General features: G+C 60.4%; 21 protein-coding genes. 15 read left to right on the top strand and 6 right to left on the bottom strand.

Going from position 1 to position 24010, the window contains the following annotated elements; all coding sequences use genetic code 11:
* Positions 1-201: 201 nt before the first annotated feature.
* A complete protein-coding gene (locus J7U39_RS14620; RefSeq protein ID WP_210628838.1) occupies positions 202-1008 on the top strand; it encodes a class I SAM-dependent methyltransferase in 807 nt (268 codons plus the stop codon).
* A 220-nt stretch (positions 1009-1228) separates the two neighbouring features.
* Here J7U39_RS14620 and J7U39_RS14615 read toward each other — a convergent pair whose 3' ends face one another.
* From J7U39_RS14615 to J7U39_RS14600, 4 genes are all read right to left on the bottom strand, one after another.
* Entirely contained in the window at positions 1229-1576 is a 348-nt protein-coding gene (locus J7U39_RS14615) for a hypothetical protein (RefSeq protein ID WP_210628837.1), read from the bottom strand.
* 143 nt (positions 1577-1719) lie between these two features.
* A complete protein-coding gene (locus J7U39_RS14610; RefSeq protein ID WP_210628836.1) occupies positions 1720-2364 on the bottom strand; it encodes a helix-turn-helix domain-containing protein in 645 nt (214 codons plus the stop codon).
* A 122-nt stretch (positions 2365-2486) separates the two neighbouring features.
* A complete protein-coding gene (gene fixJ, locus J7U39_RS14605) occupies positions 2487-3155 on the bottom strand; it encodes a response regulator FixJ (protein WP_210628835.1) in 669 nt (222 codons plus the stop codon).
* Positions 3121-4353 (bottom strand): ATP-binding protein, encoded by a 1233-nt coding sequence (locus J7U39_RS14600; protein WP_210628834.1) that lies wholly within the window; start codon positions 4351-4353, stop codon positions 3121-3123. Before J7U39_RS14600 ends, fixJ begins: the two co-directional genes overlap by 35 nt.
* A 278-nt stretch (positions 4354-4631) precedes the next feature.
* Here J7U39_RS14600 and J7U39_RS14595 point away from each other — a divergent pair, with 278 nt between their 5' ends.
* From J7U39_RS14595 to arcC, 5 genes are all read left to right on the top strand, one after another.
* Positions 4632-4982, top strand: a complete 351-nt coding sequence (locus J7U39_RS14595) for a hypothetical protein (protein WP_210628833.1) — start codon at positions 4632-4634, stop codon at positions 4980-4982.
* Positions 4983-5152: 170 nt separating this feature from the next.
* A complete protein-coding gene (locus J7U39_RS14590; protein WP_210628832.1) occupies positions 5153-5362 on the top strand; it encodes a hypothetical protein in 210 nt (69 codons plus the stop codon).
* Positions 5363-5501: 139 nt separating this feature from the next.
* Positions 5502-6731 (top strand): arginine deiminase, encoded by a 1230-nt coding sequence (arcA, locus tag J7U39_RS14585; RefSeq protein WP_210628831.1) that lies wholly within the window; start codon positions 5502-5504, stop codon positions 6729-6731.
* 36 nt (positions 6732-6767) lie between these two features.
* Positions 6768-7772, top strand: a complete 1005-nt coding sequence (locus tag J7U39_RS14580; RefSeq protein ID WP_210628830.1) for an ornithine carbamoyltransferase — start codon at positions 6768-6770, stop codon at positions 7770-7772.
* A 1-nt stretch (position 7773) separates the two neighbouring features.
* Positions 7774-8712, top strand: a complete 939-nt coding sequence (arcC, locus tag J7U39_RS14575) for a carbamate kinase (protein ID WP_210628829.1) — start codon at positions 7774-7776, stop codon at positions 8710-8712.
* 12 nt (positions 8713-8724) lie between these two features.
* Here arcC and J7U39_RS14570 read toward each other — a convergent pair whose 3' ends face one another.
* Positions 8725-10092, bottom strand: coding sequence for an amino acid permease (locus J7U39_RS14570; RefSeq protein WP_210628828.1), 1368 nt, complete (start codon positions 10090-10092; stop codon positions 8725-8727).
* 198 nt (positions 10093-10290) lie between these two features.
* On the opposite strand from J7U39_RS14570, the gene J7U39_RS14565 reads away from it, so the two are divergent.
* The 9 genes from J7U39_RS14565 to J7U39_RS14525 all read left to right on the top strand — a co-directional run bounded on the left by J7U39_RS14565 (position 10291) and on the right by J7U39_RS14525 (position 21957).
* A complete protein-coding gene (locus J7U39_RS14565) occupies positions 10291-11217 on the top strand; it encodes a cation transporter (RefSeq protein WP_210628827.1) in 927 nt (308 codons plus the stop codon).
* Positions 11218-11377: 160 nt separating this feature from the next.
* A complete protein-coding gene (locus J7U39_RS14560) occupies positions 11378-13639 on the top strand; it encodes an arginine/lysine/ornithine decarboxylase (RefSeq protein WP_210628826.1) in 2262 nt (753 codons plus the stop codon).
* Entirely contained in the window at positions 13636-15999 is a 2364-nt protein-coding gene (gene speC / locus J7U39_RS14555; protein WP_210628825.1) for an ornithine decarboxylase, read from the top strand. The genes J7U39_RS14560 and speC overlap by 4 nt, the downstream gene beginning before the upstream one ends.
* Before the next feature lie 125 nt (positions 16000-16124).
* A complete protein-coding gene (gene potE / locus J7U39_RS14550; protein WP_210628824.1) occupies positions 16125-17483 on the top strand; it encodes a putrescine-ornithine antiporter in 1359 nt (452 codons plus the stop codon).
* A 76-nt stretch (positions 17484-17559) separates the two neighbouring features.
* A complete protein-coding gene (locus J7U39_RS14545; protein WP_247241761.1) occupies positions 17560-18426 on the top strand; it encodes an amino acid ABC transporter substrate-binding protein in 867 nt (288 codons plus the stop codon).
* A gap of 106 nt (positions 18427-18532) precedes the next feature.
* Positions 18533-19624, top strand: a complete 1092-nt coding sequence (gene cax, locus J7U39_RS14540; protein WP_210628822.1) for a calcium/proton exchanger — start codon at positions 18533-18535, stop codon at positions 19622-19624.
* A gap of 188 nt (positions 19625-19812) precedes the next feature.
* Positions 19813-20118 (top strand): potassium channel family protein, encoded by a 306-nt coding sequence (locus J7U39_RS14535; RefSeq protein WP_210631680.1) that lies wholly within the window; start codon positions 19813-19815, stop codon positions 20116-20118.
* Between the two features lie 150 nt (positions 20119-20268).
* Positions 20269-20514 carry a hypothetical protein gene (locus J7U39_RS14530; RefSeq protein WP_210628821.1) on the top strand — a complete coding sequence of 82 codons (246 nt, stop codon included), beginning with the start codon at positions 20269-20271 and terminating at the stop codon, positions 20512-20514.
* A gap of 486 nt (positions 20515-21000) precedes the next feature.
* Positions 21001-21957 (top strand): hypothetical protein, encoded by a 957-nt coding sequence (locus J7U39_RS14525; protein ID WP_210628820.1) that lies wholly within the window; start codon positions 21001-21003, stop codon positions 21955-21957.
* Positions 21958-21962: 5 nt separating this feature from the next.
* On the opposite strand, the gene J7U39_RS14520 is transcribed toward J7U39_RS14525, so the two are convergent.
* The gene (locus tag J7U39_RS14520) at positions 21963-23738 is read right to left on the bottom strand and encodes a hypothetical protein (RefSeq protein WP_210628819.1); all 1776 of its coding nucleotides are present in this window, start codon (positions 23736-23738) and stop codon (positions 21963-21965) included.
* Between the last annotated feature and the right edge of the window lie 272 nt (positions 23739-24010).

Here is a 24010-nt window from a genome sequence, read left to right as displayed (position 1 = left end):
TTCGGGTGTGATGGCAGTCAAACACGCGATACCTCGGAACACCGTCCGACGGAGGGCCGGTGTGATTCCAGGGGCTTCCGCTATGTCATGTTTTCTTGAGAAGTGCTAATAAGCTTCCGCTGGACTGCCCGGCGTGACGGCGATACGCGCGACCTGGTTGGCCGTGGTAATGTCCATTCTTGATCAAGGGAGGATGGCGCCATGGAAACCGCAGAACTGCGATACAATTGGGCCGATCCCGACGTCTACGAGTCATTCATAGGGCGCTGGAGCGAACATCTGGCGAGCCCATTTCTCACCCGTGCCAATGTTGCTCCGGGCAGTCGCGTGCTCGATGTGGCATGTGGGACGGGTGTGTTGTCGAAAGCCCTGGCCGAGGCGGGAGCGCATGTGATCGGTGTTGGCGCATCGGAGGGATACCTGGAAGGAGCCCGCCGTCGACGATCCCACCCCAATATCGCATATGAACACGGCGATGTCCGGCAACTGCGGTTCGACGCCAACTCTTTCGATGCGGCAGTTTCCACCCTGGCCCTGGACGTCATCCCGGAAATTGAACAGGTCGTTGCCGAGATGAAGCGCGTGACCCGTCCAGGCGGCGTGGTCGCGTCCGCCGTTACTCAGTTCTTTGGTGGCATGCCCGCATTTGACCTCGTCATTAACACCGGCGCCGTGCTTGAGGCCGACTTTGCAACGCTGAGATCCATGCGGGCGGGACGTCAGCTCTTCTGGCCTGATGGTCAGGCGACGCTGTGGCGGAAGATCGGCCTCGTTGACGTGACCGAGATTCCCATTGTCGTGGATTGCGAGTATGCGTCCTTCGCGGATTATTGGGCTACGTTCACCGACGGCCCAGGCAGCACCACAAGCACATTGATGGCACTTTCCGACGACGCCCGCGGTTCGATCGAACAGCATGTTTGTGCTGGGTATCTGGTTGGCTTGCCCGATGGACCCCGGTCATTTCCTATGATGTTCCGTATGGTGCGTGGCTTGGTCCCAGCGTAACACTGGAGAGCATCAGCTATCGTTCCTCGGCAGCCAAAAGCCGCCAGGCCGCTAACGGCTCCAAATCGGTCATTCCTTCTCGGCCGCAGCCGAGCCTGCTGCTGGAACATGTGAGATATCGGGCTTCACTTTGCATGATTTACAGCAAGATTGCGGTCTCGGCCGGTTCCAACAATCAGGCATCGACCTCTGCGGGTCGAGCCTCAAGGGGCCATATAGCCTAGCGTTTCAGATCGTAGGCTTGATGGGAGGCGCGAAGCTCGGTCAAGGTCTTGCCGACGCATGTGCCTCCACCTTCACTGCCGGTTGCCTTGGCCTTGCCGTCGAGGGTGATCGTGCCGGCGATCCGTTCGGATGCCCGATAGGTTGCGATGCCATCCTGTGAAATGCGCGACAGGTAGAAAGTGTGGTAGGTTTCGTTGGACTTGCACTGGATGACCAAGGGAAATTGCTCAAACGGATCGTCCTGCGCCTGAACGATCGCGAGTGGAAAGGTCGCCAGCGACAGCAGGACCGCAATGCATGTTGTGACCGCTGCATTCGATCTCCGGCAGAATAGGCATCTCATTGTTCAATCCCCCTTTGCACGATCGATTTCAATCCATGACCGCTGAGCGCACCGTATGAAACTTGATTCAGCGGTGCGCTTTGGCTTCTTTGCTGTGGCCAGGACGTTATCCCGGAATCGTCCACGCTTCCGGGCGTCATGCATCAGATGGTCAGCGCGATGAGCGCGTCGCGGTCCAGAAGGCGAACGACGCGCTGCAGCTTGCCTTTCAGGCAAAGGACGCCTTTTTCGCGGAGTTTCGTGAAGCAGCGGGCAACGGTTTCGACGGTCAGACCGAGATAGTCGGCCACATCGCTGCGCGACATCATCATGTCGAATTCCAGATCCTTCGGATGACGGTCGGCCATTTCGCAAACGAAGGCCGCGACCCGCTTCAGCGCGCTTTGCTCGGTGATGACGAGCTGCTTGTGCTGCGCCTTTGCCAGGTTCGTCAGCGCGATGTGAAGAAGGTCGACAGGAACGACTGCGTTCTGGTTGGTCCGAAAGGGCTTGATGGAGGCCTCGCAGACGGCTTCCGCAAAGTCGGTTCGAACATCCCCGGTTTCAAGGCCGAACCATTCGCCCTCGCCGCAGAATGTTAGGATATATCGCTGTCCGCTGGCCATCAGGCGATAAATCCGCACCGCACCGGTTTCGACCTGATAGATCGCAAGTGCATGTTCGCCTTCGCTGTAGATTGTCTCGTTGGCCTTGAGCTTGATCGACTGATCTCTGGTTGTTCCGACAGCTGTTCCATGTCGGCGGCCCGGAATTGCCGTTTGCCTTATGGTCGCGTGGTGTTGAAGCATATGCGTCGCCCCCCAATCGTCTGGCAACATAACCAATCGCCGTCTGCTCTGATATTCGAGAAACCCCTTAAGTATCGCTACGGAAGCCCGATCACCGGCAGCTCTTTGGCGCGGTGCCGGGCCTATCGGGCAGGCGTCCAAGCACCGTGGTCGGACAGGGCCCTGGCGGTTTCGACAGGCTGCGCTGCCGTATCGAGGGTGATGGCCATCCGCATGAGTTCCGCCAGATTGCGGGCGCCCATTTTCGCCATCACATTGGCGCGGTGGACTTCGACCGTGCGTGCGCTGATACCAAGCTGATAGGCGATCATCTTGTTCTGCAAGCCATCAAGAACGCCGGCCAGAACCTGGTGTTCGCGCTCCGTGAGCTGGCGAAGCCGTGCTGCAACGCTCTCAGAATCAGCGACGGCCCCGCCGGGGCGCTTCTGTCCCACCGCCGCGTTGATCGCGGCTATCAGCGCCTCTTCTCTGACGGGCTTTTCAAGGAAATCCGACGCGCCGGCCTTCATTGCCCGGACGGCGGCGGCGATATCGCCCTGACCGGTAATGACAATGACCGGAACGTTCAGTCTCAAACGGCGCAGGCGCTGGAGCAGCTCGATGCCATCAATTTCGGGCATGCGCAGGTCCGTCACGAGGCAGCTTCGTCCCGAAAGCGGCAACAGTTCCAGAAAGGCTTTGGCAGAGCTATGGGTCCGAACCGCGAAACCTGCCGACACCAACAGAAACGTCAAAGATCGCCTGAGCGACTCCTCATCATCGACGAGATGGATCGTAAGGTCGTTTGCCATTGGTTGTTGTCTCCACCAGCGGAAGGGAAAACGAAAGGATAGAACCGCCATCCATTCGATTGCGCGCGCTTATGCGGCCCCCATGCGCCTCGATGATGCGCTTGGACAGCGCCAAGCCCATGCCGAGGCCGCGCGGTTTGCTGGTCACGAAGGGACGAAACAGCGCCTCTTCGATGTCGACCGCAATTCCGCAGCCATTGTCGGACACGTCGACAATGAGACGGGATAAATCGTCGGTTCTGGTTCGGATGGTGATATGCGGCTGCGCAATACCGTCGGTAGCCTCCACGGCGTTGCGAACAAGGTTCGTCAGCACCTGCACGATCTGGACCCGGTCGGCAAGCACGACGTCCCGTTCCGCTACGAGCTGAAAATCGGCGCGAAGGCCGTTTCGCTGGGATCCGGCAAGCGCGAACGCCGTCGCCTCATGGATGAGCGCGTGCATCGCTTCAATCTTTCTCTCGTCGGCGCCGCGCTTGGCGAATTCCCTGATGTTCTGCACAATCTTTCCCGCCCACAGGGCGTGCTGCGTAATCTCGGACAAGGCTTCACGGAGTTCTTCGCCGTGGCCATGACGATCCTTCGTCACAAGCCGCGCGCAACCTTGCGCGTATGCGGCGATCGACGTCAGCGGCTGGGCAAGTTCGTGGGCCAGCGTCGATGTCATTTCCCCGAGCCCAACTATTCGGGCGATACGGGCAAGCTCACGCTGAAGCTCCTGAACACGCTGCAAAGTCTCGCGCTCGGTGCGGAAGTCCTCGAAGATCACCGCGGAGAAGTGTCCTTTGCCGTCTTGCTGTCTGATGATCGTCATGGCGGTCGGAAATTGGACGCCGCTCCTGGTCATCGCCACACCGGCCCGCACCACTCCCCTGTCCGCCCAGCGTCCCTTCAACGGAACATCCGGCGTCGGATACCAGACAAGGTCGATCCTCTGACCAAGCAATTCGTCTTCCTCATAACCGAACAACGCCACAGCGGCCCCGTTGCAGGCCGAAATTCGGTGGCAGTCGGTGATGAAGAACACCGCGTCCGGCAGGTGTTGATAGAATTGCCGGATCCAGTCTATCGACGGCTCGCCATCTTCCGCACGCAAAGCGCCTGGCCGGTCGCGCCCTGTTATCCCGCCCGTGAACGAGGTTCGTCCGGCGACGTCCGGGTCAATGCGATCGCATTCGTCAACATGCGGCGCCTCCATCTTGATGGACACGATGGTTTCCTCCGCCCTTTGAGCCGGTCAGCCCCTTGACGGGCTCTTTGCCCCTCACAAGGACTTGAGATTACCACCTTTGGGAAAGGGGTCGGTGTAGTATCGCGTAGCCTCTATGGGTATCTCCGTGCCAGTGACAGCCGAAAAGCCTGACCTGCCTTAAGTTTTTGGTTCGGCTCCCTCCATTGATCCGGCTCAATGCCGCGAGCTCACTCTTCCGCTACTCTGGCAGGCAATGGGCACACGGCCACTTGAGGAGCAGGAAGATGAAGAAGATTGCCCTTGCTATCGCCATTGCGACCGCGGCGTTGGTTGCGGCGCCTGTCGACGCCCAGCAGACCCGCAAGGAATACCGGCGCATGAACTGGGCCGAAAGCCTGCCGGGGCACATCAAAACCTATCACAACAAGCGGTTTTCAATCGTCAGCTTTCGAACTGCGGTTGAAGTTGGCTCCATGCCTTCGCCTGGTAGCGAAGAACATGTGAAGGAAATCCGGGCGGCTATCCGTTCCAACACGTGGCTCGTCCAGCAACTGAAGGCCAAGAAGCTGACGCCCAACCAAATAGAATGGGTGACGCGCGCCCGCAACGGCAACCTGACCTTCTATATTGAATGAGTGTTGCTGGAGCCCAGGACCTCATCTTCTAACGGAAGGGCGGAACAATGATGTCGTTGCGCCGCCGCCCACCAAGCGCCGGCTGGGGAACCAATGCCGGGCGAGCGACCGGCCTGCCTAAGAACAGCCCCGTATCCAGTCGACGCTCGTGCACGATCGGGGAGGGTTCGGTGAAGTGGCGGTTGGTCGTCGAAGCTCCATTCGAAGAGGATATCGAACTCGCCGTCATCGACGGCGATGGTATCCACGCGCTGGTTTTTCCCTGCCAGCGCCTGGCAAGGGGATGGGCCAATGCCCTGACAGGCGAGATGCTGGACGTTCATCCCACCCATTGGCGCGCATGGCAGATACGGCAAGACGATAGGTCGGATCTTCACTGAGCGACGGCATTTCAACGTGCTGGGCGGCACCGGAGTCAAATGCTGCACCGCACCTTGTCTGCAATCAATGACATGAGTGGACCGGCCAAAATAATCTGATGCTGTTCAAAGAGCCGGCGATGGCTGGAAGGAGGACCACATGCGTGGTTTCGGTGTTCATTCTGAGGTCGGAAAGCTGAGAACCGTCATGGTCTGCCGACCATCCTTGGCTCATCAGCGCCTGACGCCTGCAAACTGCCATGATCTTCTTTTTGACGATGTTATCTGGGTCCATGAGGCGCAGAAGGACCACTATGACTTCGTCCTGAAGATGCAGGAAAGGGGAGTCGAGGTTCTCGAGCTCCACGATCTGCTCGGTCAGACGCTCTCAAACAAGCAGGCGCGCGATTTCATCCTCGACCGGCGCATAACCCCGAACGTGCTTGGCTCGCAGGTTGCCGAGGCGATGCGGCCATGGCTCGACGAAATGCCGTCCACACAGCTTGCCGCATTCATGATCGGCGGCATCGCGATTGCCGACCTGCCCGATGTCAAAGCCAAGGCATTGATGCTCAGCGCCTTGCCGGAAAGCGATTTCGTCATCCCACCGATCCCCAACACGCTGTTTCAACGCGACCCTTCGTGCTGGATTTATAACGGCGTGACCTGCAATCCGATGTTCTGGCCGGCGAGACGCGCCGAGACATTGGTCCAGCGTGCCATCTACAAGTTTCATCCGATCTTCCAGGGCGGCGATTTCCAGATCTGGTGGGGTGATGCCGACCATCAATTCGCCAACGCCTCGATGGAAGGCGGCGACGTCATGCCGATCGGCAACGGCACGGTGCTGATCGGCATGGGCGAGCGCACCACCTATCAGGCCGTCGGCCAGGTGGCTCAGGCCCTTTTCAGAAGCAAGGCGGCGAAACGGGTGATCGGCTGCCTGATGCCAAAGAGCCGCGCGGCCATGCATCTCGATACTGTTTTCAGCTTCTGCGACCGTGACGTCGTCACGCTGTTTGCCGAGGTGGTCGACCAGATCCGCTGCTACAGCATGCATCCCAAGGACGACGACGGCACATTCGAGATCCATCCCGAAAGCAAGCCGATGCTCGATGTCGTCGCCGAAGCGCTCGATCTGCCGAAGCTGCGAACCGTCGAGACCGGCGGCAATTCCTATCAGGCCGAACGCGAACAATGGGACGACGGCAACAATGTCGTTGCACTCGAACCCGGTGTCGTCGTCGCCTACGACCGCAACACCTACACGAATACGCTGCTGCGCAAGGCAGGTATCGAGGTCATCACCATTCGCGGCTCCGAACTCGGACGTGGGCGTGGTGGCGGGCACTGCATGACATGCCCAATCTGGCGCGACCCCGCTTACTGACCTTTCCATCCACGAACCAGACGACGGAGCAAGACCATGAGTTTCAATCTGCGCAATCGATCGCTTCTGACCGTGCAGGACTATACGCCGCGGGAATTCCGCTATCTCCTCGATCTCGCCCGCGACCTGAAGCGGGCCAAATATGCCCGCACCGAGCAGGAGCATCTGAAGGGCAAGGAAATCTGCCTGATCTTCGAGAAAACCTCGACGAGAACGCGATGCGCCTTCGAAGTGGCCTGCTCGGACCAGGGCGCCAACGTGACCTATCTCGATCCATCCGGCTCACAGATCGGCCACAAGGAATCCTTCAAGGACACGGCGCGGGTGCTGGGGCGCATGTATGATGCGATCGAATATCGCGGCTCGGCACAGAAAGGCGTAGAGACGCTGGCAAAATACGCCGGGGTGCCTGTCTACAACGGCCTGACCGACGAATATCATCCGACGCAGATGATCGCCGACGTCATGACCATGCGCGAACACAGTGACAAGCCGATCGCTGAGATCAAATATGCCTATGTCGGCGACACCCGCTCGAATATGGGGCATTCCCTGCTGATCGTCGGTTGCCTGCTCGGCATGGATGTGCGCATCTGCGGCCCGCGGTCGCTGTGGCCTTCAGAAGAATATATGAAGATCGCCAGGGATTTGCAGCAGGCCTCGGGCGCGCGGCTGCTGGTCACCGAAGATCCCAACGAGGCCGTCAAGGGCGTCGATTTCATCCACACCGACGTCTGGGTTTCGATGGGCGAGCCGAAAGACGTCTGGCGCGAACGCATCAAGCTGCTCACGCCCTACCAGGTCAACCAGGACTTGATGAAGGCGACAGGCAATCCGCAGACCAAATTCATGCATTGCCTGCCGGCGTTCCACGACACCGAAACCACACTCGGCAAGCAGATCGCCGAAGATTACGGCATGGACAACGGCCTCGAAGTCACCAACGACGTGTTCGAGTCCGAGGCCAATGTCGCCTTCGAGCAGGCGGAGAACCGTCTGCATACGATCAAGGCACTGCTTGTCGCCACGTTGGGAGATTAGCATGCGTGTGGTCATTGCGCTTGGCGGCAATGCGCTTCTCCGGCGCGGGGAAGCGATGACCGCCGATACCCAGAGGCGAAATGCGCGCACCGCCGCTGAGGCGATCGCGCCACTGGCGGCCGAACATGAGATCGTCGTCACCCACGGCAACGGTCCGCAGGTCGGGCTGCTCGCGCTCCAGGGAGCGGCCTACAAACCAGAAGAGGCCTATCCGCTCGATGTTCTCGGCGCCGAGACCGAAGGCATGATCGGCTATATGCTGGAACAGGAACTCGGCAACCTCCTGCCGTTCGAGCAGCCCTTAGCGACACTTCTCACCATGGTGGAAGTCGACGCCGAAGATCCCGGTTTCCAGAACCCCACCAAGTTCGTCGGGCCGGTCTACGACAAGGGCGAGGCGGATCGGATTCGTGGGGAAAAAGGCTGGATCTTCAAGCAGGACGGCGAAAAATGGCGACGCGTTGTCGCCTCGCCGGCGCCGAAGCGCATCTTCGAGATCCGGCCCGTCCGCTGGCTTCTGGAGCAGCGCACCATCGTCATCTGCGCTGGCGGCGGCGGTATTCCAACGATGTACGAGAAGGGCGCCGATCGGAAGCTGATCGGCATCGAAGCCGTGATCGACAAGGATCTGTGCTCGGAACTGCTGGCGCGCGAACTTGATGCCGATCTCTTGATCATGGCAACGGATGCCGAGGCTGTCTGTGTCGATTGGGGCAAGCCGTCCCAAAAGGCGATCCATTGCGCTCGTCCCGGCGATCTCGACCAGTTCTCCTTCCCGGCCGGCTCGATGGGACCGAAGGTCGATGCTGCCTGCCATTTTGCACGGGCAAACGGCAAGACGGCCGCAATTGGCACCCTTGCCGATATTGCCGGGATGGTTCGCGGCGACCGTGGGACGATCATCAACGAGCGTTTTGACACCTTGAGCTGGCACGCCTGACGGCGTGGTCCGTCAGGCAAACTTGTCCTGAGACGGGAGCGGTTGCGTTACGGCGCTCGCGGCCGTCTCCTTGTCCGTCGCGCCGGCCGCATTGCGTCTTTGCCAGACATAGACCGGGATGCCGAGCATCAGCAGCACGAGGCCGTAGAGCACCGGTTCGGCGCCGGAGCCGTAAAGGGTGAAGATCGCAAAGACGAACGCGATAAGCTCGATCGCGCTGACCCGCGGCATCCGCCCATCAGACACGCCCGCAATGAGGCTTCTGGCAAGCGCGCAGAAAGCATAGGGAACGACGGCGGCCATGGTACTGAGCCCGACCATCAGCCGATAGACGGCGGCAAAGCCTTCGGAGCCGAGCGCCTGGACGAGCACGAGGAGCGTTGCGAACAAGGCCGAGATGGTCATGCCCCATGCCGGCACGCCCCGCGGGGAAAGCCGGGCAAAAAGCGGCGGAAATAGCCCGTCGCGGGCGGCAGCCATCGGAACCTGCCCCATCAGCAAGGTCCAGCCGTTGAGCGCGCCAATGGAGGACACGAGGACTGCAAGCGAGATCGCCAACTCGCCGGGGCGTCCCCACATGATCCCTGCCGCCTGGGAAAATGGCGCAACCGACTTAACGAGCTGTTCACGCGGCACGAGGCCCATCACCACGATCGTGCCGAACACATAAAGGGCAGCGGCGATGGAGATACCGAGCACGGTCGATCGTGGGATTGTCCGCTCCGCATTCTCCACGTCGCCGGCCGGAACCGTAGCCGATTCCAGCCCCAGATAGGCAAACATGGTGAGAGGCGCCAGTGTCGCAAAGGACTGCAGCAGCGGCTGACCGCTTGGATTGAATTCGGCGAAATGCGACGGATCGATGTAGAGAAGGCCGATAATGGCAACGGCGCCGAAAGGCAGCAACTTGGCGTAGGTCGTCACCTGCGCGAAGACACCCGCCGCGTGAACACCGCGAAGATTGACGAGCACGACCGCCCAGATCACGCCGAGCGTCAGCACGGTCGCGGCGAAGCGATTGGCGAGGGCAGGGAAGAGATCGACCATCACGCCGGCAAAGGCAATCGCGATGACGGGCAGCGATGTCCATATTGATATCCAGTAGCCCCAGGCGATCAGAAAGCCGGCGAAATCGCCATAGGCGAGCCTGGTATAGGCATAGGGGCCGCCGACAGCGGGCACGAGGCTCGCCAGGCGCGCGAAGGTCAGACCCAGGCAAATCGCGCCGGCGCCCATGACGATCCAGACGACAATCGCAAGGTTGCCATAGGGCGCGACCGCGGCCGGTGAAAGATAAAAGCCCGATCCCACCATATTGCCGACCACGATGGCGGTGCAGGCAGCAAGTCCGAGGCTCTTGCCATTTGGCGACGTCGTCATGAGCTTCCCCCGAGAGACGGCTGCCCGGAGCCAATGTCTCTGCGGACCGCCATCACACCGCAATTGTCGTTGCAAAAACCGGCTGCCGCAATCCGGATCAATGCGTAGTCCGCCGGGCTGGCCTAGACTACCTTCGTCATCGGGATAAAGCTGCTAAAGCATGTCGCATGACGGGCCGAAGCGGAGGCGGGGTCGACGATGCTGAGCGAGCAGGGGTTTCTCCGGATATCGATCGCGGCGACCGTCGTGGTGGCAACGCTCGGGGTCGTCTTCGGCATTCTTTCCGGCTCTTTCTCGATCGCCTTCGACGGCGTCTATTCGCTGGCCGATGCGGCGATGACCGGACTTGCGCTCTGGGTTTCGAGCCTGATCCTGAAATCGACGCAGAGCGACGCTCGGTCCGGCAGAATCCGGAACCGCTTCACCATGGGTTTCTGGCATCTCGAGCCCATCGTGCTGATGCTCAACGGCTGCCTGTTGATGACAGTTGGCATCTATGCGCTGATCAGCGCGATCATCAGCATCTTGAACGGCGGTCACGAACTGCGCTTCGGCATGGCGATCGCCTATTCTGCGGCGACCCTGCTTGTTTGCGCCGCCATGGCCTTTCTCGGCGTCAGGCTGAACGCCCGCATCAAATCCGATTTCATCTCGCTGGACATCAAGGCCTGGATCATGTCGGGCGGCATTGCGCTTGCCCTGCTCATTGCATTCCTGATCGGCATGGCCGCGCAGGCGACGCCGGCTGCCTGGCTTGCCAGCTATATGGACCCGGCGGTTCTGGCGCTGGTCTGCCTCATCATGGTCCCGCTTCCGATCGGCACCGTTTGGAGGGCGTTCACCGAGATCCTGCTGATCGCCCCTGTCGACCTCCAGGAGCATGTCGATCGTGTCGCCTCGGAAACGGTTCGCCGGCTCGGCTTCCTCTCGCACCGAGCCTATGTTGCCCGGGTCGGCCGCGCGATGCAGATCGAACTCTATTTCATCGTCCCTGAAGGGCTTCCGGCAAAGACCGTGGAGGAATGGGACGCGCTCCGCGATGAGATCGGGAACGCGATCGGCGACGAAAGCGCCAATCGCTGGCTGACGATCGCCTTCACCGCCGATGCGGAGTGGGCCGAATAGCCTGATCAAAATCCAAGTCCTTCGGCGACATCGAAATGCTTCGCGTCACCTTGATTGCAATCAAGGACGCTGCACGACCCGTCATGTACGATCCTTCAACCTGAGATCCACGCGGTCTGCACGGCGGCCGTAGCCTTGACGTCAGGTTCTGGAGGAACGCATGGAATTCCAGACGGCATTTCCGATAGCCGTTATCGACGAGGATTTTGACGGCAAGAGCGCAGCCGGACGCGGTATGCGCGATCTCGCCGCCGCCATTGAAAGGGAAGGGTTCCGGATCGTCTCCGGCGTTTCCTATGAGGACGCCCGCCGTCTCGTGCATGTCTTCAATACAGAGTCCTGCTGGCTGGTATCCGTCGACGGCACCGAAGACAAGACGACGCGCTGGCAGGTGCTGGGAGAGGTGCTCGCCGCAAAGCGGCAGAGAAATGACCGGCTGCCGATTTTCCTGTTCGGCGATGACACCACCGCAGAAGACGTGCCGACAGCGGTTCTGCGTCATGCCAACGCCTTTTTCCGCCTGTTCGAGGATTCGGCGGAATTCATGGCGCGCGCCATCGCGCAGGCAGCCCGCAATTATCTCGAGCGGCTGCCGCCGCCGATGTTCAAGGCGCTGATGGATTATACGCTGGAAGGCGCTTATTCGTGGCATACGCCCGGCCATGGCGGCGGCGTCGCGTTTCGCAAGAGCCCAGTGGGCCAGCTCTTCTACACGTTCTTCGGTGAAAACACGCTGCGATCCGATATCTCCGTATCGGTCGGCAGCGTCGGTTCGCTGCTGGATCATGTCGGTCCCATCGCCGAGGGGGAGCGCAATGCCGCACGCATTTTCGGCACCGATGAGACCTTTTTTGTCGTCGGCGGCACCTCGACTGCCAACAAGATCGTCTGGCATGGCATGGTGGCGCGCGGCGATCTCGTGCTCTGCGACCGCAATTGCCACAAGTCCATCCTGCATTCGCTGATCATGACGGGCGCGACGCCCATCTATCTGACGCCCTCGCGCAACGGGCTCGGTATCATCGGTCCGATCTCGAAGGACCAGTTCACGCCGGAGTCGATTGCCGGCAAGATTGCCGCAAGCCCCTTTGCCGGGCAGACCAGCGGCAAGGTCCGGCTGATGGTCATCACCAACTCGACCTATGACGGCCTCTGCTACAATGTCGATGCCATCAAGGCGTCGCTCGGCGACGCGGTCGAGGTGCTGCACTTCGACGAAGCCTGGTACGCCTACGCCAATTTCCACGAATTCTACGATGGCTTCCACGCGATCTCGTCGAATCAGCCTGCGCGGTCGCAAAACGCCATCACCTTCGCCACCCAATCGACGCACAAGCTGCTGGCCGCCCTTTCGCAGGCGTCGATGATCCATATCCAGCATGCCGAGACCAAACGTCTCGACATCACCCGCTTCAACGAAGCTTTCATGATGCACACCTCGACCTCGCCGCAATACGGCATCATTGCCTCCTGCGATGTCGCGGCCGCCATGATGGAGCAGCCGGCCGGACGCGCGCTCATCCAGGAGACGATCGACGAGGCGATCAGCTTCCGCCGGGCGATGAACGCGGTGAGGAAACAGACGGAAGACACCTGGTGGTTCGACGTCTGGGAGCCGACGATTGCCGGGCAGACGCCGACCGACACCCGTGCCGACTGGGTCTTGAAGCCGGATGATGCCTGGCATGGTTTTGCCGGCCTTGCCGAAAACCATGTCATGGTCGACCCGATCAAGGTCACCATCCTGTCGCCGGGCCTCTCGGCCAGCGGCGTGATGGATGATCACGGCATTCCGGCGGCGGTCGTCACCAAGTTCCTGTCCTCGCGGCGCATCGAGATCGAGAAGACCGGCCTCTATTCCTTCCTCGTGCTGTTCTCGATGGGTATCACCCGCGGCAAGTGGAGCACGCTCGTCACCGAACTGCTGAATTTCAAGGATCTCTATGACGCCAATGCGCCATTGACCCGCGCACTGCCGGCACTGGCCGCGGCACATCCGGAAGCCTATGCCGGAATGGGGCTCAAAGATCTCTGCGAGCAGATCCACGCGATCTATCGCAAGGACGACGTGCCGAAGGCGCAGCGCGAAATGTATACGGTCCTGCCCGACATGGCACTGCGTCCGGCCGATGCTTATGACCGGCTGGTCAAGGGCCGGATCGAGAGCGTCGAGATCGACGACCTCATGAATCGCATCCTTGCCGTGATGATCGTTCCCTATCCGCCCGGCATTCCGCTGATCATGCCGGGCGAACGGATCACCCAGTCGACGAAGTCCATTCAGGACTATCTGCTTTACGCCCGTGACTTCGACAGAAAATTCCCCGGTTTCGAAACCGATATCCACGGCCTTCGCTTCGCGCCCGGTGACGGCGGTCGCCGCTACCTCGTCGATTGCATCGCAGGGGAGGGGCAAGAATGATCCCGCGCGACGTGAAATCTCCGACGGTCGCAATACCGTTCCACAAGATGCTGAAGATCGTCGCGATCATCGATCGCGACAATGCCCAGGCGCAGGAACTGGTGTCACAGATCACCGCCCAGGGCTTCGAGGTGGAACAGCGCGACGATTATTCGGCCGACGTGTCAGAGGATGCTGACGTCGGCGCCTATATCGGCTCGGTCGAGGGCGGGCGGCTGGTTTCGGCACGCAGCTTCCTTCGTTCCGTCAGGGATATCGGTTTCCGCACGCCGATCTGGGCGATGGCCGATACGCTGACGATTGCGGATATGGATGTCGTCGAGATGGCCGGCGAGGTGGATGGTTTCGTCTATCTCGGCCAGCAGACGCCGACCTTCTATGCCAAGCAGATCGTGTCCAGCGCCGTGAATTACGGCAAATCGCTGCTGCCGCCATTCTTCGGCGGCTTGATGGCCTATGACGGCGAGGCCAATATCGCCTTTGATTGCCCGGGGCATCAGGGCGGCCAGTTCTATCGAAAATCGCCGGCCGGACAGATCTTCTTCAAATATTTCGGCGAGAGCATCTTTCGCAACGATCTCTGCAACGCAGATGTCGATCTCGGCGACCTCCTGATCCATGAAGGCCCTGCCGTCGAAGCCCAGAAGCAGGCGGCGCGCATCTTCGGCGCGGACCGCACCTATTTCATCCTGAACGGCACGAGCACCTCCAATAAGGTCGTCGCCAATGCGGTACTGCACAGCGGCGATCTGGTGCTCTTCGACCGCAACAATCACAAATCCCTGCATCAGGGTGCTCTCGTGCAGGCCGGCGCCATCCCGATCTATCTGCCGACCGCCCGCAATTCCTTCGGCATGATCGGCGCGGTCGACTGGGCGGCTTGGGACGAAAGCTGGCTGCGGCAAAAGATAGAGGAGCACCCACTCGTCGCCGACAAGAGCCGTGCGGAGGCGGAAAGGCCGTTCCGTCTGGCCTGCATCCAGCTCGCGACCTATGACGGCACGATCTACAATGTCGCCCAGGTGATGGAGAAGCTCGGCCATCTCTGCGACTACGTGCTCTGGGACGAGGCTTGGATCGGCTACAACGCCTTCCACCCGCTCTTCGAGGGCCATAGCCCGATGCGGCTGAAGGACCTCAGGGCTGATATGCCCGGGCTGTTCTCCACGCAATCGGTCCACAAGCAGGGCGCCGGCTTTTCCCAGGCATCGCAGATCCACAAGCGGGACGAACATATCAAGGGCCAGCGCAGGTTCGTCGAACACAAGCGCTTCAATGAATCGCTGCTGATGCATGTCTCGACCTCTCCCTTCTACCCGCTTTTTGCCTCGCTCGACGTCAATGCCAAGGTGCATGAGGGCAAGGCCGGCGAGATGCTCTGGGACCGATGCATCGAGCTCGGGATCGAGATTCGCAAGAAGCTGCGAGGTTTCGTGGAGCATTACGAAACCAAGGCCGCGACCCCGGAGGAGCAGTGGTTCTTCGATCCTTTCGTGCCGGACAGGGTGACGGTTTCGGGCTCGAAGCACACCGGCGATCTCGCCGCCGCCAAGTGGGAAGATGTCGCGACGGAGGTACTGAAACGCGAGCAGCAATGCTGGCGGTTCGATCCGGAGGCGAGCTGGCATGGTTATGCCGGCTATGCGCCCGGCTATACCATGGTCGATCCCAACAAGCTTACGCTGCTGACGCCCGGCATCGACCGGAAGACCGGCGATTATCGCGACTTCGGCATTCCAGCGACCGTTGTCGCCAACTATCTGCGCGAGCAGCGGGTCGTGCCTGAAAAATGCGACCTGAACAGCCTGCTCTTCCTCCTGACACCGGCGGAGGACGAGAGCAAGCTGAACACGCTCGTCGCCAAGCTCGTCAAGTTCAAGAACCTGTGGGACCGCGATGCGCCGCTGCAGGAGGTATTGCCGACCGTCTTCGCCGCCCATCGCGAGCGTTATGCCGGCTATAGCGTCCGCCAGGTCTGCCATGAGATGCATTCCTTCTACCGCGAGGCGGGGGTCAAGGAGTTGCAGCGCCTCTGCTTCCGCTCCGAGAGCTTCCCCGAACCGGCGATGGCACCCAAGCAGGCCTATGAGGCACTGGTCGCCAACAATGTCGACTATGTGCCGCTGACGGAAGCCGCCGGCCGCATCTCTGCGACGCTGGCGCTGATCTATCCGCCCGGTATCGGCGTGATCGTGCCGGGAGAGCGCTGGGACGACAGGGCGCGGCCGATGCGGGACTATTTCCTCGCCTTCGAAGAATCCTTCAACCGCTTCCCCGGCTTCAATTACGAGGTCCAGGGCGTGTTCCAGGAGCGGATCGATGGGCGGATCAAGTTCCACACATATGTCGTCCGCGAGTAGGGCTGGAGCATGTCACGAAAAGTGCGCAGCGGCTTTGCGGTAGCGACAATGAGTGAAAACAAAGAATGAAAGCGTGGATCAAGCCATTCTGAAGGAACGCGACGCGCTTTAGGGAGGACTTCGTCATGACCGACAACACGATGCATCTTGCGGCCGAGGCCACGGCCAAGAAAAAGATGAACCTGGTGCAACTCACCTTCATCGTCGCCGTCAACATGATGGGGTCGGGGATCATCATGCTGCCCGCCAATATGGCGCAGGTCGGGGCGATCTCGCTGCTTTCCTGGCTTGTGACCGCCATCGGCTCGATGGCGATCGCCTATGGCTTCGCCCAGGCCGGACTGTTCAATCAGCGGCCCGGAGGCATGTCCGCCTATGCGGAGGATGCCTATGGGAAGGACGGCTATTTCATGGTGTTCTTCCTGTATTTCCTGTCGCTTGCCGTCGGCAATGTGGCGATCGGCATCTCGGCCGTCGGGTACCTGGCCGGGTTCTTTCCGGTGCTGACCTCGACCCCGATCATGACCTGCCTGGCGCTGATCGTGCTCTTGTGGCTGACCACGGCCGCCAATTTCGGTGGACCGCGCATCACCGGCCGCATTGGTTCGGTCACGGTATGGGGCGTCATCCTGCCCGTTGGACTGCTGTCGATCATCGGCTGGCTCTGGTTCAGCTCCAGCACTTTCGCCGCCGCCTGGAATCCGCAAGGCCTGACGCTTGGGCAAGGCATGGGATCGAGCATTTCACTGACCCTCTGGGCATTCCTCGGCATGGAATCAGCCGCTCAGAATTCCGATGCCGTCGAAAATCCCAAGCGTGACGTGCCGCTCGCCTGCATGTTCGGCACGCTGGGTGCGGCCGTCATCTACATCCTGTCGACGACGGTCATTCAGGGCATCGTGCCGAATCCGGATCTCGCCAGCTCCACGGGGCCCTTTGCACTCGCCTATGCCACCATGTTCAATTCCACGGTTGGTTCCATCGTCATGGCGCTTGCCGTACTGGCCTGCCTCGGCTCGCTGCTCGGATGGCAGTTTACGATCGCGCAGACGGCGAAAACCGCCGCCGACGAGCGGATGTTCCCATCCATATTCTCGCGGGTGAACGAGATGGGCGCGCCCGTGGCCGGCATGATCATTCTCGGCATCGTGCAGACATGCCTTGCCTTGATGACCATTTCGCCGACGTTGAGCGAACAGTTTTCGGCGCTCGTCAACCTCGCCGTCGTCACCAACGTACTGCCCTATATCATCGCGCTGTCTGCCCTTTTCGTCATGATGAAGGCCGCCCGCGTGCCACAGCCGAAATATCGGCTGAACGCCACCATCGCCTTGGTCGGCATGGCCTACAGCGTCTTCGCCATCTATGCCTCCGGCAAGGACGCGGTTCTCGGCGGCATGATCGTCACAGGCATCGGTTTCATCATCTACGGCCTGATCGCCCCGCGTTTCGCCAGCAACACGAACCAGCTTCCGGCCGAGTAAGAGAGGAGGATCAGACATGTCAGGAACAAATGATCGCTGGGCGGGTATCGCCGCCTCTGTCCTCACCGCGGCGGCCATGTTGGCCTTCGGCATGCCCGTGCAGGCTCAGACGCTCGACCGTATCAAAGCGGGCAGCGCTCTGAAGCTCGGCTACGATCCGGATGCAAGGCCCTTTTCCTTCAACGGGGAACAGGGACGGCCGGACGGCTATGCCGTCGCCCTCTGCAACAAGATTGCCGATAGTCTTAGGGCACAGCTGAACCTGCCGAAGCTCGATGTCGAATGGGTTTCGCTTTCAGGCGACGCCAAGATGCAGGCAATAGGAAGCAGTACGGCTGATCTTGTCTGCGCTGCGGAGCCGGTGACATTGACGCGGCGGCAGCAGGTGTCGTTTTCCATCCCGATTTTCCCAAGCGGCACCGGCGCGCTCTTGAGCACCAGCTCGCCGCTGGCTTTGCGCGAAGTGCTGCAATATGGCGAACCCTCGAGCCGTCCGCTCTGGCGTGGTTCACCGGCCCGCACGATCCTGGAGCACAAGACCTTCTCCTCGATCGCGGGCACGACGAGCGAAGGCTGGCTGAGCGACAGGATCAAGACTTTTCAACTCGCGGCAACGGCTGCGCCGGTCGACAGCTACCAGCAGGGGATCGAGCGCGTCATGGACGGCAGTTCGGCGGTGCTCTTCGGCGACATGCCGATCCTCATGGATGCCGCCGCCCGCAGTGACAATTCCGGTAATCTGATCGTCCTGCAGCGCCACTTCACCTACGAAGCGCTCGCTCTTGAGTTGGCGCGCGGCGATGAGGACTTCCGCCTTGCCGTCGATCGTGCGCTCAGCCAAACCTATGCCGGGCCGGATTTCCGGACATTCTTCACAACCTGGTTCGGGCCGCCGGATGAGGCGACGGTGACATTCTTCCGGCAAACAGCGCTGCCGGAGTAGCCCTGCATGACGGATCATCAACCGTCAAGCAACTGGCGCGCCCGGAGCAGGTCATATTGACCCGTAACCCGCGGCACGCCTGAAGCAACTGAACGGGGAGTGACGGGTGAACCTCCTTTGGAAAGAAATTCGTGCCAACCCCATGCTTTGGCTGCTCGTTGCGGTGCCGGTGGTCTTTGTCGCGGCGCGCGTTGCCCCCGAGGCTCACACGTTGCTGTTCATCTTGTCGGTCCTTGCCGTGATACCCCTGGCTGGCCTCCTCAGTCACGCCACCGAGTCCGTTGCGGCAAAAACCGGCGACGCCGCTGGCGGACTGCTCAACGCCACGCTGGGAAATCTGACGGAGCTTGTCATCGCCTTGGCCGCCCTGCGTGCCGGACAGTATACGCTGGTAAAATCATCGGTTGCCGGTGCAATCGTCACCAACACGCTGTTCATGCTTGGAGCCTCGTTTTTGCTCGGCGGCCTGAAGCATCACACTCAGGAATTCAACCGAGCCAATGCGCGTCTTCAGGCCGGCCTGCTGTTCCTCGCCACCATCGCCCTGCTGATACCGTCGGCGGTTGCTTCAGATTCGACCTCGGCTACGGAAGTGCTTAACAAGCTCAGCTTAGGCTTGGCCATCCTGCTTATTGTCGGATACGCGCTGGGACTGCTGTTCACGCTGAAGACGCACCGCGAGCTCTTTGCCGCCGCCGAGCACGCCGAGGCGGACGAAACCCCGTGGCCGATTGGCCTGGCATTGTCCACGCTTGCCGGTGTCACGATACTGGTCGCGCTGGTCAGCGAGATCTTCGTCGAGTCCGTGCAGGAGGCTGCCAAGGTTTTTGGAATGACGCCTGCCTTTGTCGGTTTCATCGTCGTCGCACTGGTCGGCGGCGCAGCCGAAATGGCTTCGGCATTTTCCGGTGCGCGCAAGAACCGCCTCGACTTGAGCGTCGGCATCGCGCTCGGAAGCGCCTCGCAGATAGCTTTGTTCGTGGCGCCCGTGCTTGTGCTGTTGAGCTACGTCATCGGTCCGACACCGATGGATCTGCAGTTTTCGCCGGGCGTTGTCGTCATGGTTTTCCTGGCGACCATGACGGCGATGTTCGTTACCAACAGCGGGCGTTCGGCGTGGTTCGTCGGCATATTGGTGCTGATGGTTTACATGATCTTCGCCACGACTTTATATGTTCTGCCCGATCGGGGCTTATGAAGCGGGTCTGGAGAGCATCGAGGTAGGGCACCGCAGCGGTTGCCTTGGCAAGCATGGTGCACGGGATGAATGTGGGGCGCGCGGATTCCAGCCCCATGGACTGCGTCAGTCTTATGAATGTCCTGAACCAATTGCAGGGAGGTCGAAAGGTGTCGGTAAGAACTGGCCGAATATCGAACCCTAGACAGATGCGGCGGCTGTTTTTCGTCGCGCTCGCAAGGCAGCTTCATGTGATCTGGCCAATCGTCTCAGCGATCGTCTCCCTGATGGTCGGATCCGGGCTCGCAATCTGGCGTATCGAAAACTGGCGCATTGACGAAGCCATGTATTTCACTTTCGTCACCGGCTTGACGATCGGCTACGGCGATTTTACCCCCAAACATATCTCGTCGCGGATATTGGCGTTGATGATCGGCTTTGCGGGCATTGTGCTGACCGGCATCGTCGCCGCAGTCACCGTGAAAGCCCTGGATGCGGACGACCGGGAGCCTTGAATCCTGTTCTGCTGCACATTGACCTGGAAATGCGCATCCGTTCTGCGAGCGCACCGCCGGACGGATGATCGGAGCAGGTGAGGGGGAACGAACGGGGTTCCATCGAGTTCGGATTGTTTACCGGTGCGTGCAAATATCCGGAGTTACACTATGAGCCGAGAGCGTGGACGAAGGAAATTGATGCTCCGCCTGCCCGATGTTCGTCATCGTCTCGCTGACGTGACCAGCGAGACACTGGGGGAGATGTTTGAAGCCTATGACCTTGCCGTCGATGCATTGGATCGGTTCCGAAATGAGCGTCCGAGAGAAGATACGCTGATCACCGAATATGAGCAGCTCTGCCGCGAAATAGAGCAGGAAGTCGTCGTCTATTGCACTGGAGCTTTTCCGGGTTAGATTGAAGCATTCTGTTGGCTCAAACGGAGTCGGATGGTCGACCGGCCGGCGCGCGTCGTAGCCCAGCCCTACGGCCAAGCCGGCCGGTCGATCAGCCGCCCTGTTTCAGCCAACCCTCCCGCAGATTTGGCTGGCAAATCTGCAAGACTTCAGAATCGCCGGACGCACATCGCTTCGCCACGGCGAAGCGGTGCGGCCGGTGGGCCGGGCATCTCTAGCCAGGATCAAAGGCGATTGGCTCGGACGTACCTTGGGGTATGCCCTTCGCCAATCGCCTTTGCCCTGACGAAAACCTGCTCCGGCAGAATGCTTCAATCTAACCCGGAAAGGCTCTAGGCGGTGAAGCGTCCGAGTCGGCTGTGAACCGTCATCTGATCCGGCAATGTCGCTGGCGGCCAGGTCCAGGCTCTCATTTACGTATTGCTACGGAAGTCCTGAACCATCGACAGGTGTATAAGGCAACAGGTGGCGTCGCGGGAGGGCTCGATGGTATCGGATGAGGAGGAAACCAGCCGCGAACCCTACGACCCTGCAGCCGTTCGCGCGCAGCTTGAGCGCATCCTCGCCAGTCCCGAATTTCATGCTCCTGAGCGTGGGCGGCGTTTCCTGCGGTATATCGTTGAGGAGACGCTGGAAGGACGCAGCGAACAACTCAAGGCCTATACGATTGCGCAGGCGGTTTTCGCGCGGGGCGCCTCCTTCGATGCGCAGAATGATCCGGTCGTCCGCATCGAGGCGGGGCGTATCCGTCGCGCACTTGAGCGATATTATCTCGTCAGCGGAAGCAGTGACCCGATCGGGATTACCATCCCCAAGGGAGGCTATTCGCCGCAATTTTCGAGCAGCAATGGCAGCGCGAATCCAGGCGAAGGGAGGGATTTGCAAAACCGCGGAAACAAGAGGGTCGGCCTGGAGCGCTCTGTCGCCTATCGCGATCTTCTGCTGCCGATCGGCGTACCGGCGCTGTTCGGCGTGATCGCGGTTTTGGCTCTCATCCGCCCGTTGGAAGCCTATTTTTCAAGGCCGAGAGCGCCGCCGGCGCCCGCCGCGTCGACGGTCGCGAGCAAGGTCAGCATTGTGGTCGAGCCCTTCGCGGCCCTCGGCGGCAGCTCCGAAGGCGTGAATTTTGCGAAAGGCCTGGCCGACCAGCTGCTGACGAAGCTGATGAAAGCGGAAAATCTTGTCGTGCTCGCGCCCGACAGATCGGACACCCAACCGATCGTTCCGCTGTTCAGTCTGCAGGGAAGCGTGGTTATCGAGGGCGCCGTCCTTCATCTGCATGTCCGAATGATCAATGGCGCCGACGGCACGGTGATATGGGCAAATCAATATGATCGCCAACTGCGCGGCCGGAACTTTCTCGATGTCGAGGACGAGATCGCCATGCAAATCGCTCTGGAGATTTCGAACCGCAAGCAGAGCGCCGCACCGACCAATCGATAGCGGCCTTATCTTGCCGGGGTGGCGTCGATATCAAGTCCCGAGGCACGCAATCCATTCAGGACGCGCTCCTGATCGTCAAGCCGTTGCAAGCGCAGCGAAATTTCCTCGCGGATGTTAGCCATCAATGCCGGCGCATGGCTATGAAGCCAATGCTCTTCCGCTTTGGCCTCCTCGGTCTTCCCGGCGGCCCCCAGAATGGATAGCAGCACGAGACGATGGACGGGGTTCGAGCCGAGATCGGACTTTCGCGACCAGCGCTCCGCCTGTTCGAGATCGCCCTTCATGAATGCACACAGCGCCATGCCGGCTTCGTAGTAGCCACTAGGACCGACGCCCCTGTTGACGGCGATCGAGAGCAGTTCGCAGCCTGATTGCCATTTCCCGGAAAGCGCCAGTCGATAACCATATTCGCCGGCGAGTTCGACGTCACCGGGATCGGCGGCATAGGCCGCCATGCCAGCCTCCAGGGCCTTGTCGATGTCTCCGCGGAAGAAGCTCACCAACATCAGCGCCTGCAGCACGCGGGGATCGCCGGGCGCGAGAGATGCCGCCCGCTCCACCGCAGCGGTTGCCAGTTCGAGCGGTTGAACCGAAGAGGAAGTGCCGAGCTGGTAGCGATATCGCAGCTCGTCAAGATAGACTATGGACAGCAATGTCCAGGACTCAGCGTTATCGGGGAAGCGCTGTGTCGCCTGCCGCAGGCATTCCAGCGTCGAGCCGTGGCTTTGCGCGGTCATGGCCTGACGGTAGCTGTAATAGGCGCGCGTGCAGGCATAGGCATCCTGGTCGCCATTTTGAGCCGGTCCGACGATCTGGTTCGTTCCGGTTTGAAGGATCGCCCCATCAGGATGCGCGATCGCACTGGAGATCTGCCGGGAGATGTTGCCTTGGATGACAAGCTTGCTCTCGGCTTGAAGATCGGCATCGAAGTTCCTGGCCCAGACGACCGCGCCATCCGATTGACGCACCAGTCTGACCGCGGCGCGCAACCTGCTTTTGTCGAGCTGGACATTGCTCTGGAGCGAATAGTCGGCGCCGGCGGCACGCCCGGCGCGCAGCGGATCGGCGACAATGACGATGTCGTCGAAGCGGGCAAGCTGGCCGATCACGTCGTCCCTCAGGCCGCGAGCGATATCCGAACCAGCGCCGGTGGAACCGCTTTCGGAAAAGAATTCGACGATCACCTTCGGATGAGCGGTCGCCGGCGGCGTTGACGCAGTCGGTCGCCCATTCGGAACAGACAATGCATATGCAAGGGCTAAGGCAAACAGAGCAACCACGACGATTATGACGATCCCGAAGCCGTGAGCGGCCGAAAGCATCGGAGCACGCATCTTCCGAGGAGAGCCTTCTTGCGCATTGAACTCTGCGGCTTGGGCCTGCTCCAGGCCGCCCGCCGATGGAAGCGGCAATCCCTGAGCATATTCGAAATGCGGTACATATCCGCCTTTGGGCACGGTGATGATGACCTCGTCCGTGCGCCCCGCGACGAGATAATAGCGCTCGAGCGCCTTTCTGATCCGACCGGCCTCGATCCGGACGACCGGGTCATTCTGCGGGTCAAATGAAGCTTCCCGGCCGAAAACGACATTCGCTATGGTGAAGGCTTTCAGGAACTCCGAGCGGCCGGCAAGCGTCTCATTGACGACGAACTCGAGGAAATCCCGCCCCCGCTTCGGCGCGTGAAATTCCTCGCTTCCGAGAATTCGCTCGACCTGACGGCAGATTTCATCCACCGTCGGCTCAAGACTGCCCAAAACATTGACCTTTGCGTTCCTCATGATCGCCCCACGATAAGTCACGCAATTATCTAAGCTACTTCTAATACATCATAGCGCGCGAGCCCCTGGTTGCAAGCTTTGCTTTAGGGTTCGCCCATAAGGCCACAAATTTGGGCGCGGACCGTTCTTGACGGGAATGAGCGACACCGATTGTCCGCTACCGAACTAAGTTGGCAAGAATGGCTTGCGGTCTGATACAGTAATTGTGACCTCGGGAACAATTCGGCACCTTACTGTCTTCTTATCAATTGCAGACGCGGTACCAATGCGGA

It is taken from the genome of Rhizobium sp. NLR16a (assembly GCF_017948245.1).
GTDB lineage: Bacteria > Pseudomonadota > Alphaproteobacteria > Rhizobiales > Rhizobiaceae > Rhizobium.
The sequence above is the reverse complement of the archived record's forward strand: the minus strand, read 5'-3'. Positions and strand labels throughout refer to the sequence as shown.

What these genes read in the sequence shown, in the direction of transcription:
- J7U39_RS14520 (WP_210628819.1), bottom strand. Translation starts at nt 23,738, where the DNA reads ATGAGGAACGCAAAGGTCAATGTTTTGGGCAGTCTTGAGCCGACGGTG.
- J7U39_RS14545 (WP_247241761.1), top strand. Translation starts at nt 17,560, where the DNA reads ATGTTGGCCTTCGGCATGCCCGTGCAGGCTCAGACGCTCGACCGTATC.
- J7U39_RS14620 (WP_210628838.1), top strand. Translation starts at nt 202, where the DNA reads ATGGAAACCGCAGAACTGCGATACAATTGGGCCGATCCCGACGTCTAC.
- J7U39_RS14560 (WP_210628826.1), top strand. Translation starts at nt 11,378, where the DNA reads ATGGAATTCCAGACGGCATTTCCGATAGCCGTTATCGACGAGGATTTT.
- J7U39_RS14615 (WP_210628837.1), bottom strand. Translation starts at nt 1,576, where the DNA reads ATGAGATGCCTATTCTGCCGGAGATCGAATGCAGCGGTCACAACATGC.
- fixJ (WP_210628835.1), bottom strand. Translation starts at nt 3,155, where the DNA reads ATGGCAAACGACCTTACGATCCATCTCGTCGATGATGAGGAGTCGCTC.
- J7U39_RS14610 (WP_210628836.1), bottom strand. Translation starts at nt 2,364, where the DNA reads ATGCTTCAACACCACGCGACCATAAGGCAAACGGCAATTCCGGGCCGC.
- J7U39_RS14580 (WP_210628830.1), top strand. Translation starts at nt 6,768, where the DNA reads ATGAGTTTCAATCTGCGCAATCGATCGCTTCTGACCGTGCAGGACTAT.
- J7U39_RS14600 (WP_210628834.1), bottom strand. Translation starts at nt 4,353, where the DNA reads ATGGAGGCGCCGCATGTTGACGAATGCGATCGCATTGACCCGGACGTC.
- J7U39_RS14525 (WP_210628820.1), top strand. Translation starts at nt 21,001, where the DNA reads ATGGTATCGGATGAGGAGGAAACCAGCCGCGAACCCTACGACCCTGCA.
- arcC (WP_210628829.1), top strand. Translation starts at nt 7,774, where the DNA reads ATGCGTGTGGTCATTGCGCTTGGCGGCAATGCGCTTCTCCGGCGCGGG.
- J7U39_RS14535 (WP_210631680.1), top strand. Translation starts at nt 19,813, where the DNA reads ATGCGGCGGCTGTTTTTCGTCGCGCTCGCAAGGCAGCTTCATGTGATC.
- J7U39_RS14530 (WP_210628821.1), top strand. Translation starts at nt 20,269, where the DNA reads ATGAGCCGAGAGCGTGGACGAAGGAAATTGATGCTCCGCCTGCCCGAT.
- potE (WP_210628824.1), top strand. Translation starts at nt 16,125, where the DNA reads ATGACCGACAACACGATGCATCTTGCGGCCGAGGCCACGGCCAAGAAA.
- speC (WP_210628825.1), top strand. Translation starts at nt 13,636, where the DNA reads ATGATCCCGCGCGACGTGAAATCTCCGACGGTCGCAATACCGTTCCAC.
- J7U39_RS14595 (WP_210628833.1), top strand. Translation starts at nt 4,632, where the DNA reads ATGAAGAAGATTGCCCTTGCTATCGCCATTGCGACCGCGGCGTTGGTT.
- arcA (WP_210628831.1), top strand. Translation starts at nt 5,502, where the DNA reads ATGCGTGGTTTCGGTGTTCATTCTGAGGTCGGAAAGCTGAGAACCGTC.
- J7U39_RS14565 (WP_210628827.1), top strand. Translation starts at nt 10,291, where the DNA reads ATGCTGAGCGAGCAGGGGTTTCTCCGGATATCGATCGCGGCGACCGTC.
- J7U39_RS14570 (WP_210628828.1), bottom strand. Translation starts at nt 10,092, where the DNA reads ATGACGACGTCGCCAAATGGCAAGAGCCTCGGACTTGCTGCCTGCACC.